Source organism: Mycobacterium sp. Root265 (genome assembly GCF_001428895.1).
Lineage (GTDB): Bacteria > Actinomycetota > Actinomycetes > Mycobacteriales > Mycobacteriaceae > Mycobacterium.
Window position 1 is genome coordinate 130854 of the sequence record NZ_LMJA01000004.1, and the last position, 14084, is coordinate 144937.

The following is a 14084-nucleotide window of genomic DNA, read 5'->3' on the forward strand; positions in this document are numbered from 1 at the left end:
GCGAACCCGTGATCTGCTCCTCCGGCCAGCGCAGCTGCGCTCGTGGTGTCGACAATAGGGCCCGCGCGCGAAGTTTGCTAGAGCCGGCGGGTCAGGGCTTCCGACGCGGCCAGCAGATCGGCGGCCCAGCGGGCGCCCGGCCGGCGCCCCATCCGGTCGATGGGCCCGGACACCGAGATGGCGGCGATCACCGCGCCGCGTCCGTCGCGCACCGGCGCGGACACGCTGGCGACCCCGGATTCGCGTTCGGCGGCGCTTTGCGCCCAGCCCCTCTTGCGGACCTCGGCGAGCGTGCGTTCGGTGAATTTCGCGGTCGTGAGCACCGACTGCTGGGTGGCGCTATCGCTGTAGGCCAGTAGCACTTTGGCCCCGGACCCCGCCGTCATGGGCAGCCGGGTGCCGACGGGGACGGTGTCACGCAGACCGACCGGTGGCTCCAGGGAGGCCACGCACACCCGGGAGCTGCCCTCCCGGCGATAGAGCTGGACGCTCTCGCCGGTGAGTTCGCGCAGCCGGGGCAGGACGGCGGCACCGGCGGCCAGCAGCGGATCGTTGACCTGCCCGGCCAGTTCGGTCAGCGCCGGTCCCAGCCGCCATCGACCCTCGGTGTCCCGGGCGAGCAGGCGGTGCACTTCCAGTCCGGCGGCCAGCCGGTGCGCGGTGGCCCGCGGCAGGCCGGTGCGTTCGCACAGTTCGGCCAGACCGCAGGGTGACTCGGCCACCGTGTGCAGTACGCCCACCGCTTTGTCGAGGACGCCGATACCGCTATCCTGTCTCACAGGGAGATACTAGCGTCCCGCATCGTGAGATAGCCAGCCCGTCACGGCAGGACGCCCGAGTCGAATAGAGATACCCATGGAGCAGACACAGTCCAGTCCGCGGCCCCGAACCCTGGCCGAGAAGGTGTGGGATGACCACGTCGTGGCCCGCGGCGCCGGTGAACCCGACCTGATCTACATCGATCTGCACCTCGTGCACGAGGTCACCAGCCCGCAGGCCTTCGACGGTCTGCGGTTGGCCGGGCGCCCGGTGCGGCGCCCCGATCTCACCATCGCCACCGAGGATCACAACGTGCCGACGGTGGATATCGACAAGCCGATCGCCGATCCGGTGTCGCGCACCCAGGTGGACACCCTGCGGCGCAACTGCGAGGAGTTCGGTATCCGGCTGCATCCGATGGGCGACGCCGAGCAGGGCATCGTGCACATCATCGGACCGCAACTGGGTCTGACACAGCCGGGTATGACGGTGGTGTGTGGCGACAGCCACACCTCGACCCACGGCGCGTTCGGCTCGATCGCCATGGGTATCGGCACATCTGAGGTCGAGCATGTGATGGCCACCCAGACGCTTCCGCTCAAGCCTTTCAAGACCATGGCGGTCAACGTCGACGGCGAGCTGCCCGAGGGAGTGAGCGCCAAGGACATCATTCTGGCGGTCATCGCCAAGATCGGCACCGGTGGCGGGCAGGGTCACGTCATCGAATACCGGGGCAGCGCCATCGAATCCTTGTCGATGGAGGGCCGGATGACGATCTGCAATATGAGCATCGAGGCCGGCGCCCGGGCAGGCATGGTGGCGCCCGATGCCACCACATTCGAATTCCTCAAGGGCCGTCCGCACGCGCCGAAGGGCGCCGATTGGGATGCCGCGGTGCAGGCCTGGACCGAGTTGCACACCGATGAGGGCGCTGAATTCGACACCCAGGTCTACATCGACGCCGCGACGCTGAGCCCGTTCGTCACCTGGGGGACCAACCCCGGGCAGGGTGTGCCGCTCTCGGCGACGGTGCCCGATCCCGAGATGATGCTCGATGACGACGCCAAGCAGGCGGCTGAGAAAGCGTTGACCTATATGGACCTTCGCGCCGGCACCCCGATGCGTGAAATCCCGGTGGACACCGTCTTCGTCGGATCGTGCACGAACGGACGCATCGAGGATCTGCGGGTGGTCGCCGAGGTTCTGGACGGCCGCACGGTGGCGGACGGGGTGCGGATGCTGGTGGTCCCCGGCTCGATGCGAGTGCGCGCACAAGCCGAATCCGAGGGTCTGGGAGCAATCTTCACCGCCGCCGGGGCGGAATGGCGCCAGGCCGGCTGTTCGATGTGTCTGGGGATGAACCCGGATCAGCTTGCCCCCGGCGAGCGTTGCGCCTCGACCTCCAACCGCAATTTCGAAGGCCGACAGGGCAAGGGCGGGCGCACCCATCTGGTGTCGCCTGCGGTGGCAGCAGCCACCGCAGTGCGCGGCACGCTGTCTTCCCCGGCCGATCTCGAACCAGCCGCCGCCACCCACTAGGTCTTCGAACCGCAAGGAGTACCAGGACATGCAGGCTTTCACCACTCATACCGGAATCGGCGTGCCGCTGCGCCGTACCAATGTCGATACCGACCAGATCATCCCGGCCGTCTATTTGAAGCGGGTCACCCGAACGGGTTTCGAGGACGGTTTGTTCGCCGCATGGCGTAACGACCCGTCGTTCATTTTGAATCTGGCGCCCTTCGACAAGGGGTCGGTTTTGGTGGCCGGCCCCGATTTCGGCACCGGATCGTCGCGCGAACACGCCGTCTGGGCGCTCATGGACTACGGCTTCCGAGTCGTCATCTCACCGCGATTCGCCGATATTTTTCGGGGCAACGCCGGCAAAGCGGGTCTTTTGGCGGCCGAAGTGTCACATGATGATGTCGAACTTCTCTGGAAGCTGATCGAGCAGAATCCGGGCTTGGAAATCACTGTGAATCTTCAAGATCGGACCATCTCCGCTGGAACGGTCCTGCTGCCGTTCAACATTGATGACTACACCGCATGGCGGCTGCTCGAGGGACTCGACGATATAGGCCTTACGCTGCGGAAACAGGACGAAATCGAAGCCTACGAGCAGCGTCGACCGAGCTTCAAACCGCGCACACTTCCGGTCTGAATTCGGGGTTTCCGGGGCCCCAAATATGGCCCGGCAACCACATTCTCGGACGCCGGTACCACTGTCCAAGTGGGCCAATCGGATTGCCGAATATTCATCAGCTACGTATGAAACTGCGCGTGGCTCTTGGAAATATGCGCCCAATGGGTTTACCGTGTCCTCTAGTCGGTCCAAGGTGGACCACTGGACTTCGGAGGGTTTGCATGAACAAAGCAGAGCTCATCGACGCACTCACAACCAAGTTGGGCACCGATCGTCGACAGGCTACTGCCGCGGTTGAGAACATCGTTGACACGATCGTGCGTGCCGTGCACAAGGGCGAGAGCGTCACCATCACCGGCTTCGGCGTTTTCGAGCAGCGTCGCCGTGCCGCCCGTGTGGCTCGTAACCCGCGTACCGGTGAGACCGTCAAGGTCAAGCCGACGTCGGTTCCGGCATTCCGCCCGGGCGCGCAGTTCAAGGCGGTTGTCTCTGGCGCGCAGCGTCTCCCGGCAGACGGCCCCGCCGTCAAGCGTGGTGTGGCAGCGGCTCCGGCCAAGCGCACCGCCGCCAAGAAGGCCGCTCCGGCCAAGAAGGCGGCAGTGAAGAAGGCTGCACCGGCCAAGAAGGCTGCACCGGCCAAGAAGGCTCCGGCCGCCAAGAAGGCTGCACCGGCCAAGAAGGCCGCTGCACCGGCTAAGAAGGCTGCACCGGCCAAGAAGGCTCCGGCCGCCAAGAAGGCCGCACCGGCTAAGAAGGCTCCGGCCGCCAAGAAGGCTGCACCGGCCAAGAAGGCCGCTGCACCGGCAAAGAAGGCCGCCGCGAAGGCTCCCGCCAAGAAGGCTCCGGCCAAGAAGGCGGCTCCGGTCAAGCGCGGCCGCAAGTAGTTCCGGCTCTTACCCACAAAAGCACCCCAGAACAGTGGTTCTGGGGTGCTTTTGTGTGTGCCTATTCCAGGACGGCCAGTGGGCTGCCGATATGGTCGGCGGCGATCAGGCGGCCACCCACCGACGACAGCACCCAGGTGCTGCCCTTGCGGTTTCGTGACTTGTCGGGCCGCACACCGTCGCGCTCGCACCACCACGCGATGAGATCGGGAATCACCTTGCCCTGGGTGCAGATCACCGGCGTCGCATCGGCTGAACCGGAGGCGATCTCCAGAACCCGGGCGCGGGCGGTCTTCTTGTCATCGGAGTAGGCCTCATCGGTGAGGGCGGCCTCTGTGTCGATGGGCACACCGATTTCCTGAGCCAGTGGCTCCAGCGTCTGCCGGCATCGCACCCGCGGGGCGGCGTGAAGCTCGGTGGCACCAAAGGCAAGTAGTTGACTCACCAGCGATTCGGCCTGTGCGCGACCGAGCTTGTCCAGCGGTCGTTTGGAATCCTCGCCCTTGTACTTGGACCGCGAACCGGCCCGCGCATGCCGCACGATGATCGTCGTCGCGGTGTCGGCGGGTGCTTTGGCGAAGCGTCGCAGCACCTTACGGTCCTGCTGGTACTGCAGCCGCTTCATTGCGTCTTTCGGCGGCAGCCAGAGCAGTTCGTCCACCTCGTCGTTGGCGCTGAACGCGCCGTCACCCACGCCGGCCGCCCAGTACACGACCCGCTTGACCGCACCGTCCACCGGATAACTGATGACGGCCAGCCTGCGCCCGAGTCGGCTCTGAAATCCGGTCTCCTCACGGATCTCCCGGACCGCGGTGGCGGGGTGGCTCTCGCCGGGGTCGACCTTGCCCTTGGGAAGAGACCAGTCGTCGTAGCGCGGGCGGTGCACGACCGCGACCTCGGTGCGTCCCGCATGCTCCCGCCACAGCACCGCACCGGCGGCATGGACGGTCTTCACCTTCTTGCGGGTCGAGCTGTCCGACACATCAACTCCTAGGTGTTGTCAGTGGCCGACAGTCCGGGGGTCAGGGTGAGCGATGTCTCGCCATCAGGGCGACTTGGTGGTCGCGCACCGTCTGGCCGGGGAGCGGCAGCGCATTCCATCGACCGTCGGCCTGGAGCTCCCAGCACCTGGTCGCCGGATCCATGGTGGACTCGAACATCTCGTCCAATTGGGCCGTCAGCCGCTGATCCTTGACCTGTGCCATGACTTCCACCCGGCGGTCCAGATTACGATGCATCATGTCGGCACTGCCGATCCAGAACTCATCGATGGCGCGGAAGTGAATAATTCGGGAGTGTTCCAGGAAACGGCCGAGAATCGAGCGCACCACGATGTTCTCGGACAGACCCTCATGGCCGGGACGTAACGCACAGATTCCGCGGACCACCACCTCGACCCGGACACCGGCCTGCGAGGCCCGGTACAACGCGTCGATCACCTGTTCGTCGACCAGGGCGTTGGCCTTCAGCCGGATTCGGCCCTGCCCGGTCTCCAGATGTGCAGCGGTCTCCTGCTCGATCCGCCCGATGATGCCCTTGCGCACACTGTGCGGCGCCACCAGCAGGTTGCGGTAGGACACCTTGCGGGAGTACCCCGTCAACGAGTTGAACAGGTCGGTCAGGTCGGCGCCGATGTCGGGGGAGGCGGTCAGCAGGCCGACATCCTCATACAGCCGGGCGGTTTTCGGGTTGTAGTTGCCGGTGCCGATATGGCAGTACCGCCGTATCGTCGAGCCCTCACGCCGGACCACCAGGCAGGTCTTGCAGTGCGTCTTCAGCCCGATGAGCCCGTAAACCACGTGCACACCGGCTTGTTCGAGGGCACGTGCCCATTTGATGTTGGCCTGCTCGTCGAACCGCGCCTTGATTTCCACGAGCGCCACCACCTGCTTGCCGGCCTCCGCGGCGTCGATCAGCGCGTTGACGATCGGCGAGTCACCGGATGTGCGGTACAGCGTCTGCTTGATGGCCAGCACGTTCGGGTCGGCCGCGGCCTGTTCGATGAAGCGCTGCACCGTCGTCGAGAACGAGTCATAGGGATGATGCACCAGCACATCACCGTCACGCAGCGTCGAGAAGATGCTCTTCGGCGTCTCGCGCTCGCCGAACGCGGCGGGCGTGGCGGGCACGAACGGACGGTCCTTGAGATCGGGCCGGTCCACCCCGTAGATCTGCCACAGTGACGAAAGGTCGAGGAGCCCTGGCACCTCGATGACATCACCGGGATGCACGTCGAGTTCCCGCAACAACAGCTCGAGCATGTTCTCGGTCATGTCGTCGGCGACCTCGAGACGCACCGGCGATCCGAACCGGCGCCGGGCCAGTTCCCGCTCCAGCGCCTGCAGCAGATCTTCGTCGCGATCCTCGGCGACCTCGAAGTCGGCATTACGGGTGATCCGGAACGCGTGCTGCTCGACGATCTCCAGGCCCGGGAACAGTACCGACAGGAAGGCGCCGATCAGCTCCTCCAGGGGCAGGAAGCGCACCGGACCCGGCGTGCCGTCCTCACCTTCGCGGCGGGGCAGCTCGACGAACCGGTCGACGTTGTCGGGCACCTTGATTCGGGCGAAGTGCTGGGTGCGGTCATCGGGCTGGCGCACCGTGATCGCCAGGTTCAGGCTCAGGCCGCTGACGAACGGGAACGGGTGCGCCGGGTCGACAGCCAGCGGCGTCAGCACCGGGAACACCTGCTCGTGGAAGTAGGTGGACAGCGTGGCGTGTTCGTCCTCGTCCAGATCGGCCCAGCTGACGATCAGGATGCCCTTCTCGGCCAACGCGGGTCGCACCGATTCCAGGAACACCTGGGCGTGGCGGCTGGAGATCTGCTGGGTGCGCTCACCGATGCGGCGCAACTGTTCCCGCGGGGACAGCCCGTCGGCGGAGCGCACCGACAGTCCCATCTCGTCACGACGTTTCAGGCCGGCGACGCGCACCATGTAGAACTCGTCGAGATTGGAAGAGAAGATGGCCAGGAACTTGGCCCGCTCCAGCAGCGGCAGCGAAGTGTCGGCGGCCAGCGCCAGCACCCGGGCATTGAAGTCCAGCCAGCTCAGTTCACGATTGAGGTAGCGGTCCTCGGGCAGCGCGTCCTCGATGGCGGCGGTGGTCTCCGCGGGGGGAGCGTCGGGTGAGCCGTCCACGGCCTCGGCCGGCGTCCACTCGGTGTCAGTAGTCGTTGTATCGGCGTCGGTCATGTGTCGATCATTGCCTATCCCCACCGTGCATTCCAGTGCGCATCGTGATCAACCGTCGCTGCCGGTGGACGGCAGCGCGCCGACCACGCGGTGTGTCGCCGGACCGAGGCCGAGGTGCAGTGCCGCGGCGAGATCATCGGGGGTGTCGATATCGCAACGCAGTCCCGGCCAGCTGCCGGTCAATTCGGTCGCGCCCGAATCAGCATGGCGGCGTGTGGATTCCACCCCGAACCGAGGGTCGAGCGGGACGCCGAACGCGAACAGCGCCGACGTCCCGGTGCCGTGCCGGTCGCCGACGAAGCTGCGCGGGTGCCGGCGTGCGGCGGCGAGCGCCTCGGCCAGCTCCTCGGTTCGCAGCGCCGGCAGGTCACCCTGGAGGACAACGATGTTGGGGACGAGTGCCGCCGCTTCGGCGACGCCGAGAGCGTTGTTCAACGGGTCGGGGTGCCCGTCGGGGGTCGGGTCCATCAATGCGTGGGCGCCGAGCTCGCGGGCGGCCGCAGCCGCATCCGGATCCGGAGTGACCACGGTGATCGAACTCACGGCGGGCACGGCCGCGGCTGCGGTGACGGTGTCCACCAACATGGCCAGCACCAGACTCTCCCGTGCCGAGGCCGAGAGCACCGGCGCCAACCGGGTCTTGGCTGCGGTCAGCCGCTTCACCGCGATCAGCACACCGACCTCCGGCTGCGCGTTGCTGCCCTTCATATCCGCCATCCTGCCAGTCTCCGCGGGGCAGCTAGGGTTGAGCCGTGGTCGAAGCCGCTGTGATGGGAGCCGGTGCGTGGGGAACAGCGCTGGCCAAGGTGCTTGCCGACGCCGGTAACAACGTGACGCTGTGGACACGTCGGCCCGAACTGGCCGACGAGATCAACGCGACGCACCGCAACCCCGACTACCTCGGGGACACTCCGCTGCCCGCCGGCATCCGGGCCACCGGTGATGCTGCCGAGGCGCTTCAGGGAGCCTGCACCGTCCTGCTCGGCGTGCCGTCCCAGACCCTGCGGCCCAACCTGGAGTCCTGGAAACACCTGATCGGACAGGACGCCACGCTGGTCAGCCTGGCCAAAGGCATCGAACTGGACACCCTGATGCGGATGAGTCAGGTGATCTCTCAGGTCACCGGTGCCGATCAGGCGCGGGTCGCGGTGGTGACCGGACCGAACCTGGCCAAAGAGGTGGCCGATGAACAACCCGCCGCCACGGTGGTCGCGTGCACCGACTCGGGTCGGGCGGTAACCATACAACGGGCGCTGTCCACCGCCTACTTCCGTCCCTATACCAACGCCGATGTGATCGGTGCCGAGATCGGGGGCGCCTGCAAGAACGTGATCGCGCTGGCCTGCGGCATGGCCGCCGGTGTCGGCCTCGGCGAGAACACCTCGGCGGCGATCATCACCCGCGGTCTCGCCGAGATCATGCGGCTGGGAATAGCGTTGGGCGCCAAGGGCGCAACGCTGGCCGGCCTGGCCGGAGTCGGTGATCTGGTGGCCACCTGCACCTCGCCGCAGTCACGCAACCGGACCTTCGGGGCGCGGCTCGGGCAGGGCGGTTCGATGGAGTCCGCGCTGCGTGCCGCTCAGGGGCACGTCGCCGAGGGCGCCACGTCATGTCAGTCGGTGCTGGCGCTGGCGTCGAGTTACGACGTCGAGATGCCGCTCACCGACGCGGTCCACCAGGTCTGCCATCGTGGTCTGTCCGTCGAGCAGGCCGTCATGTTGCTGCTGGGACGCAGCACCAAACCGGAATGAGCGCCACCCGGAGCGACGGGAGATAAGCATGGATGGTTATGGTGATTCCACCCGCAGCGTGAATGCTGTTGGAGCACACGGAGTTCCAGGTTCACCCATCGCGCCGGTGCCGGTTCCGGCGTCGGCGTACCACCTGTCGCCGGACGAGTCCGCACCGCTGGACACCTACGGTCGGGCCTCGAATCCGACGTGGCGCCAGCTGGAATCGGCACTGGCCGAGCTGGAGGGCGCCTCCTCGGCGCTGACCTTCGGTTCCGGTATGGGCGCCATCAGCGCGGCACTGCGGGTGCTGGCGAAACCGGGCAAGACACTGGTCGTGCCCGCCGACGGCTACTACCAGGTGCGCCGGTACGCCGCCGAATACCTGGCACCGCTGGGCGTCACCGTCGTCGAGGCGTCCGCCGCGCAGATGTGCGCGGCGGCCGAGCACGCCGACGTCGTACTCGCCGAGACGCCGGTGAACCCGACGCTGGACGTGGTGGACCTGCACCGACTGGCCACCAGTTGTCGTTCCCGCGGCGCGACCCTGCTGGTCGACAACACCGCCGCCACCCCACTGGGCCTGCAGCCGCTGTCGCTGGGTGCCGACCTCGTGGTCGCCAGCGCCACCAAGGCACTGTCCGGGCACAGCGATCTGCTGGCCGGCTACGTGGCGGGCTGCCACCCCGAACTGATGGCCGCGGTGGAACGCGACCGGCTGCTGGCCGGGCCGGTGCTCGGCACGTTCGAGGCCTGGCTGGTGCTGCGCAGTCTGGGCAGCGCCGGGCTGCGCATCGACCGGCAGTGCCGCAACGCGCAGGCATTGGCGCTGATGTTGCGCGATCATCCGGCGGTGCGTTCGGTGCGCTACCCGGGCCTGCCGCAGGACCCGTCCCACCCGATCGCCGTCGAGCAGATGCGGCGTTTCGGTGGCCTGGTGTCCGTCGAGCTCGCCGATGCCGACGCCGTGCACAAGCTGGTGGAGCGCAGCGCGCTGCTGGTGGCGGCCACCAGTTTCGGCGGTATCCACACCTGTGTGGACCGTCGGGCACGGTGGGGAGACCCGGTGCCCGAGGGCTTCGCCAGGATCTCGCTGGGTATCGAGGACACCGACGACATCGTCGCCGATATCGAGCGCGCGCTGGCCTGAGCCAATCCCTGAGAATCCGGCCGGTGCCCGAAGCCGGTAGCCTCTGCAGGTTGTGAGTGCCCGTACCCGTGTCGCCGTCATCTATGGCGGACGCAGTTCTGAGCACGGGATTTCCTGTGTTTCCGCAGGAAGCATCCTGCGCAATCTCGACCCGCAGCGCTTCGACGTGGTTGCCGTCGGGATCACCCCGGACGGCTCCTGGGTGCTGACCGACGGTAAGCCCGAGACCTTGGCGATCACCGCCGGTGAGCTGCCGAATGTGGCCGGCGGCACCGCGCTGGCGCTGGCCGCCGACCCGGTGCGCAGGGGCGAACTGCTCTCGCTGGGCGAGGGCGCCGGTGAGGTGCTGGCCGCCGTCGACGTGGTGTTCCCGGTGCTGCACGGCCCCTACGGCGAGGACGGCACCATCCAGGGCCTGCTGGAACTGGCCGGCGTTCCTTATGTCGGGGCCGGGGTGCTGGCCAGCGCCACCGGTATGGACAAGGAATTCACCAAGAAACTGCTGGTCGCCGACGGTCTGCCGATCGGCGATCATGTGGTGCTGCGTGCCCAGCAGGACACCGTCGCACTCGACGACCGGGAACGCCTCGGCCTGCCGGTGTTCGTCAAACCCGCCCGCGGCGGCTCCTCGATCGGCGTCAGCCGGGTGACGGCCTGGGATCAGCTGGCCGCCGCGATCGCCGACGCCCGCCGGCACGACCCGAAGGTCATCGTCGAGGCGGCCATCATCGGCCGCGAACTCGAGTGCGGCGTGCTGGAGTTCCCGGACGGACGCGTGGAGGCCAGCGAGATCGGGGAGATCCGGGTGGCCGGGGTGCGCGACCGCGAGGACACCTTCTATGACTTCGCCACCAAATACCTCGATGACGCCGCCGAGCTCGATGTGCCGGCCAAGGTCGACGACGAGATCGCCGGCGAGCTCCGTGCGCTGGCCATCAAGGCGTTCCGCGCCATCGACTGCCAGGGCCTGGCCCGGGTCGACTTCTTCCTCACCGAGGACGGTCCGGTGATCAACGAGATCAACACGATGCCCGGCTTCACCACCATCTCCATGTACCCGCGGATGTGGGCGGCCAGTGGGGTGGACTACCCGACGCTGCTGGCGACGATGGTCGACACCGCGGTGGCCAGGGGTACCGGCCTGCGGTGATGCTCGGTCAGCGCGGCGGCCCGGGATCCAGCGGCTGGGCCGGCATGGTCCGCGCGATCGCCTTGGATATCAGCTGGATCGGCGTCGGACCGGACCCCGACGGCAGCGTGAGCGCCACATAGGTGCCCCGGTCCACGGCGAACCAGGTGCTGATCCCGTAGGCGTTCACCTCGAACCACTGCACCTCGTCGACGACCTGCAGTGGGGTGCCCACCACGAAGTCGGCCGGGCGGTCCAGGCCGCAGCGCAGGATGACCGCGTCGGCATCGGGATCGGCCTGCCAGGCGGCGGCGCCGGCGGGTACCGGTTCTACGGCCTGCGCGCGCCGGTAATCACCCAGCTGTTCGGGCAGCGCTTCCAGCAGCGCCGCGCACTGCGGGCTGTCGGCCTGCGGGGCGGGAGCGGCGGCGATGGCCACCGGTGTGTCCGGCGGCGCGGCTTGGCGGGTCGCGGCGAAGGTGAGCACCACGATCACCGCGGCCACGGCTACTCCGACCGCCGCGATGATCAGCGACCGCGGCGGGCCGTCCTGCTCATCGGGCTGCGTCACATGGGTAACTCTAGGGATGCTGCGTCTCGGCGATCGGGCAGGTCAGGGTCCGCGTGATTCCGGCCACCTGCTGCACCTTGTCCACGACATCGCGCTGCAATCCGTCCAGCGTGTCGGCGCCGACCCGGGCCACCACGTCGTACGGTCCGGTCACATACTCCGCCGAGTGCACCCCGGGCAGTCCGGCCAGCTGTTTGGCGACGACCTCGGCGCGGCCCACCTCGGTCTGAATCAGCATGAATGCCTCTACCACTGGGTGTGCCCTCCGTTTCCGCTGCATAGACTCGTCGCCGCAGGGACCAAACGTACCGCAGGTCGCGGCAGTGTTCAGGCCGGGAACCCCTACCCAGGACGGTGAGATGAGCGACAGCGAGCCGACGTTGGCACAGGTCGGGGAGTTCGGCGTCATCGACCGGATCAACGCGGGGCGTCACCAGCCCGCGGCCGTGGTGCTGGGTCCCGGGGATGATGCCGCGGTGGTCACCGCGGCCGACGGGCGCACCGTGGTGTCGACGGACATGCTGGTGCAGGACAGGCATTTCCGGCTGGATTGGTCCACGCCGCACGACATCGGCCGCAAGGCCATCGCCCAGAACGCCGCCGATATCGAGGCGATGGGTGCGACGCCGACGGCGTTCGTGGTCGCCTTCGGTGCACCGCCGGACACCGCGGCGTCCGCGGCGCAGGCCTTGTCGGACGGTTTGTGGGATGAGGCGCAGCGCTGTGGGGCGGGGATCGCCGGCGGTGATCTGGTCAGCGCGCCGCAGTGGGTGGTGTCGGTGACGGTGCTCGGCGATCTCGGCGGCCACGCTCCGGTGCGACGGGACACCGCGCGCCCCGGTGACATCGTCGCCGTCGCGGGTGACCTGGGCCGTTCGGGTGCCGGATATGCGTTGTGGCTCAACGGCATCGGCGAACCGGCCGCGCTGCGCGAACAGCATCTGGTGCCGAAACCGCCCTACGGTCAGGGCCGCGTCGCCGCCGCTGCCGGGGCCACCTCGATGACCGATGTGTCCGATGGGCTGCTGGCCGACCTGGGCCATATCGCCACCGCGTCCGGGGTCGTCATCGAGGTGTTCAGGGAAGCGCTGGGCAGCGATCACGATGCCTTGGCCGATGCCGCAGCGGCCACCGGATCCGACGCCTGGAACTGGGTGTTCGGCGGGGGAGAGGACCATGCGCTGGTAGCCACCTTTCCCGGTGCGGTTCCGGCCGGGTGGCGGGTCATCGGCCGGGTGCGCGACGGTGCGCCCGCAGTGCTCGTCGACGGACAGGCCTGGCAGGGAAACGCGGGCTGGCAGTCCTACTGAACCGGCGGCACGCTAGTTTTGGGCCTCGTGACACCACGCCCGCTGACAGATCTCGTCGAACCCGGTTGGGCGCGTGCGCTCGAGCCGGTGGCCCCGCAGGTGACCGAGTTGGGCGAGTTCCTGCGCGCCGAACTGGCCGCCGGACACCAATACCTGCCGGCCGGAGAGAACGTCCTGCGGGCGTTCACGTTTCCGTTCGAGGCGGTCCGCGTACTGATCGTCGGCCAGGATCCGTACCCGACTCCGGGACATGCCGTGGGACTGAGTTTCTCGGTGGCCCCGGACGTTCGCCCGGTGCCGCGCAGCCTGGTCAACATCTTCACCGAGTACGGTGCCGACCTCGGCTACCCGGTGCCCGCCAACGGCGATCTGAGTCCGTGGGCCGCGCAGGGTGTGATGCTGTTGAACAGGGTGCTCACCGTGCGGCCCGGTGCGCCGGCCTCACATCGCCGCAAGGGGTGGGAGGCCGTCACCGAATGCGCGATCCGGGCACTGGTCGCGCGCCCGCAGCCGCTGGTGGCAGTGCTCTGGGGACGCGACGCGCAGACGCTGAAACCGATGCTGATCGAGGGCGGCTGCGGTGTCATCGAATCGGTGCACCCGTCGCCGCTGTCCGCGTCGCGAGGATTCTTCGGATCGAAGCCGTTCAGCCGTACCAATGAACTGCTGACGAAGCTGGGCGCCGATCCGATCGACTGGCGACTGCCGTAGCAGTACCTGGAGTCACCAAAACGACGGCACCCGCGAGGGTGACCGTCGATGTGGTGCAGATTTCAGCTGTGGACCGCGCGAGGCGGAATCAGCCGCGTGCGACCTTGCCGGCCTTCAGGCAGGAGGTGCAGACGTTCAGACGCTGCTTGTTACCGCCGGGGCGGGTCACGGCGTTGACGGTCTGGATGTTCGGGTTCCAGCGACGGTTGGTCCGGCGATGGGAATGCGACACCGACTTGCCGAAGCCGGGGCCCTTAGCGCAGATGTCGCACACGGCAGCCATGTCTAGAACTCCTTGTAATCAGTACTGGGGGCCAGCGACCGCAAGCGGGTGACCCGACAACTGGACCAGGATACCGGCCCGGTGAACGGATCTCCAAAACGTCCCGCTGATCCGCTCGCCGCGTTCACCCGAGCTGTCCACAACCTGTGCGGCTGCGGCCCCGCTGTCGGCGGCGATGGCTATTCTGGCCCGCACGGCTGGTGCGACGCTCAGGAGGTGT

15 protein-coding genes are annotated in these 14084 nt (G+C 67.7%); 8 read left to right on the forward strand and 7 right to left on the reverse strand.

Annotation, left to right across the window (positions count from 1 at the left end; translation table 11 throughout):
• Window positions 1-77: 77 nt before the first annotated feature.
• Entirely contained in the window at window positions 78-779 is a 702-nt protein-coding gene (locus tag ASE48_RS06950) for an IclR family transcriptional regulator (protein ID WP_057166316.1), read from the reverse strand.
• 76 nt (window positions 780-855) lie between these two features.
• Here ASE48_RS06950 and leuC point away from each other — a divergent pair, with 76 nt between their 5' ends.
• The 3 genes from leuC (at window position 856) to ASE48_RS06965 (ending at window position 3786) form a co-directional block, all read left to right on the forward strand.
• On the forward strand, window positions 856-2298 hold the full coding sequence (gene leuC, locus ASE48_RS06955; RefSeq protein ID WP_057166317.1) for a 3-isopropylmalate dehydratase large subunit: 1443 nt from the start codon (window positions 856-858) through the stop codon (window positions 2296-2298).
• A gap of 28 nt (window positions 2299-2326) precedes the next feature.
• On the forward strand, window positions 2327-2920 hold the full coding sequence (gene leuD / locus ASE48_RS06960; protein ID WP_057166318.1) for a 3-isopropylmalate dehydratase small subunit: 594 nt from the start codon (window positions 2327-2329) through the stop codon (window positions 2918-2920).
• A 203-nt stretch (window positions 2921-3123) separates the two neighbouring features.
• Window positions 3124-3786 carry an HU family DNA-binding protein gene (locus tag ASE48_RS06965; protein ID WP_057166319.1) on the forward strand — a complete coding sequence of 221 codons (663 nt, stop codon included), beginning with the start codon at window positions 3124-3126 and terminating at the stop codon, window positions 3784-3786.
• Between the two features lie 61 nt (window positions 3787-3847).
• Here the strand turns inward: ASE48_RS06965 and ASE48_RS06970 are convergent, their stop codons facing one another.
• Genes ASE48_RS06970 through cofC form a run of 3 tightly spaced genes read right to left on the reverse strand, consistent with a single transcriptional unit; the run spans window position 3848 to window position 7697 of the window.
• Window positions 3848-4768: an NUDIX hydrolase gene (locus ASE48_RS06970; protein WP_057166320.1), complete on the reverse strand. Its 921-nt coding sequence runs from the start codon at window positions 4766-4768 to the stop codon at window positions 3848-3850.
• Between the two features lie 40 nt (window positions 4769-4808).
• Entirely contained in the window at window positions 4809-6980 is a 2172-nt protein-coding gene (locus ASE48_RS06975; RefSeq protein ID WP_057166321.1) for an RNA degradosome polyphosphate kinase, read from the reverse strand.
• Window positions 6981-7028: 48 nt separating this feature from the next.
• Window positions 7029-7697: a 2-phospho-L-lactate guanylyltransferase gene (cofC, locus tag ASE48_RS06980; protein ID WP_156409089.1), complete on the reverse strand. Its 669-nt coding sequence runs from the start codon at window positions 7695-7697 to the stop codon at window positions 7029-7031.
• A 53-nt stretch (window positions 7698-7750) separates the two neighbouring features.
• On the opposite strand from cofC, the gene ASE48_RS06985 reads away from it, so the two are divergent.
• The 3 genes from ASE48_RS06985 to ASE48_RS06995 are packed head-to-tail and all read left to right on the forward strand — an operon-like array spanning window position 7751 to window position 11010.
• On the forward strand, window positions 7751-8731 hold the full coding sequence (locus ASE48_RS06985; protein ID WP_156409096.1) for an NAD(P)H-dependent glycerol-3-phosphate dehydrogenase: 981 nt from the start codon (window positions 7751-7753) through the stop codon (window positions 8729-8731).
• Between the two features lie 28 nt (window positions 8732-8759).
• Window positions 8760-9860 carry a cystathionine gamma-lyase gene (locus tag ASE48_RS06990; RefSeq protein ID WP_057166323.1) on the forward strand — a complete coding sequence of 367 codons (1101 nt, stop codon included), beginning with the start codon at window positions 8760-8762 and terminating at the stop codon, window positions 9858-9860.
• A 52-nt stretch (window positions 9861-9912) separates the two neighbouring features.
• A complete protein-coding gene (locus ASE48_RS06995; RefSeq protein ID WP_057166324.1) occupies window positions 9913-11010 on the forward strand; it encodes a D-alanine--D-alanine ligase family protein in 1098 nt (365 codons plus the stop codon).
• A 7-nt stretch (window positions 11011-11017) separates the two neighbouring features.
• Here ASE48_RS06995 and ASE48_RS07000 read toward each other — a convergent pair whose 3' ends face one another.
• Both ASE48_RS07000 and ASE48_RS07005 read right to left on the reverse strand, forming a co-directional pair.
• Window positions 11018-11560 carry a DUF3515 domain-containing protein gene (locus ASE48_RS07000; protein ID WP_057166325.1) on the reverse strand — a complete coding sequence of 181 codons (543 nt, stop codon included), beginning with the start codon at window positions 11558-11560 and terminating at the stop codon, window positions 11018-11020.
• A 10-nt stretch (window positions 11561-11570) separates the two neighbouring features.
• Window positions 11571-11813 carry an Lrp/AsnC family transcriptional regulator gene (locus tag ASE48_RS07005; RefSeq protein ID WP_057166326.1) on the reverse strand — a complete coding sequence of 81 codons (243 nt, stop codon included), beginning with the start codon at window positions 11811-11813 and terminating at the stop codon, window positions 11571-11573.
• A gap of 106 nt (window positions 11814-11919) precedes the next feature.
• On the opposite strand from ASE48_RS07005, the gene ASE48_RS07010 reads away from it, so the two are divergent.
• Both ASE48_RS07010 and ASE48_RS07015 read left to right on the forward strand, forming a co-directional pair.
• The gene (locus ASE48_RS07010; RefSeq protein ID WP_057166327.1) at window positions 11920-12870 is read left to right on the forward strand and encodes a thiamine-phosphate kinase; all 951 of its coding nucleotides are present in this window, start codon (window positions 11920-11922) and stop codon (window positions 12868-12870) included.
• Between the two features lie 27 nt (window positions 12871-12897).
• Window positions 12898-13581 carry a uracil-DNA glycosylase gene (locus tag ASE48_RS07015; protein ID WP_057166328.1) on the forward strand — a complete coding sequence of 228 codons (684 nt, stop codon included), beginning with the start codon at window positions 12898-12900 and terminating at the stop codon, window positions 13579-13581.
• 88 nt (window positions 13582-13669) lie between these two features.
• Here the strand turns inward: ASE48_RS07015 and rpmB are convergent, their stop codons facing one another.
• Window positions 13670-13864 (reverse strand): 50S ribosomal protein L28, encoded by a 195-nt coding sequence (gene rpmB, locus ASE48_RS07020; RefSeq protein ID WP_057166329.1) that lies wholly within the window; start codon window positions 13862-13864, stop codon window positions 13670-13672.
• Between the last annotated feature and the right edge of the window lie 220 nt (window positions 13865-14084).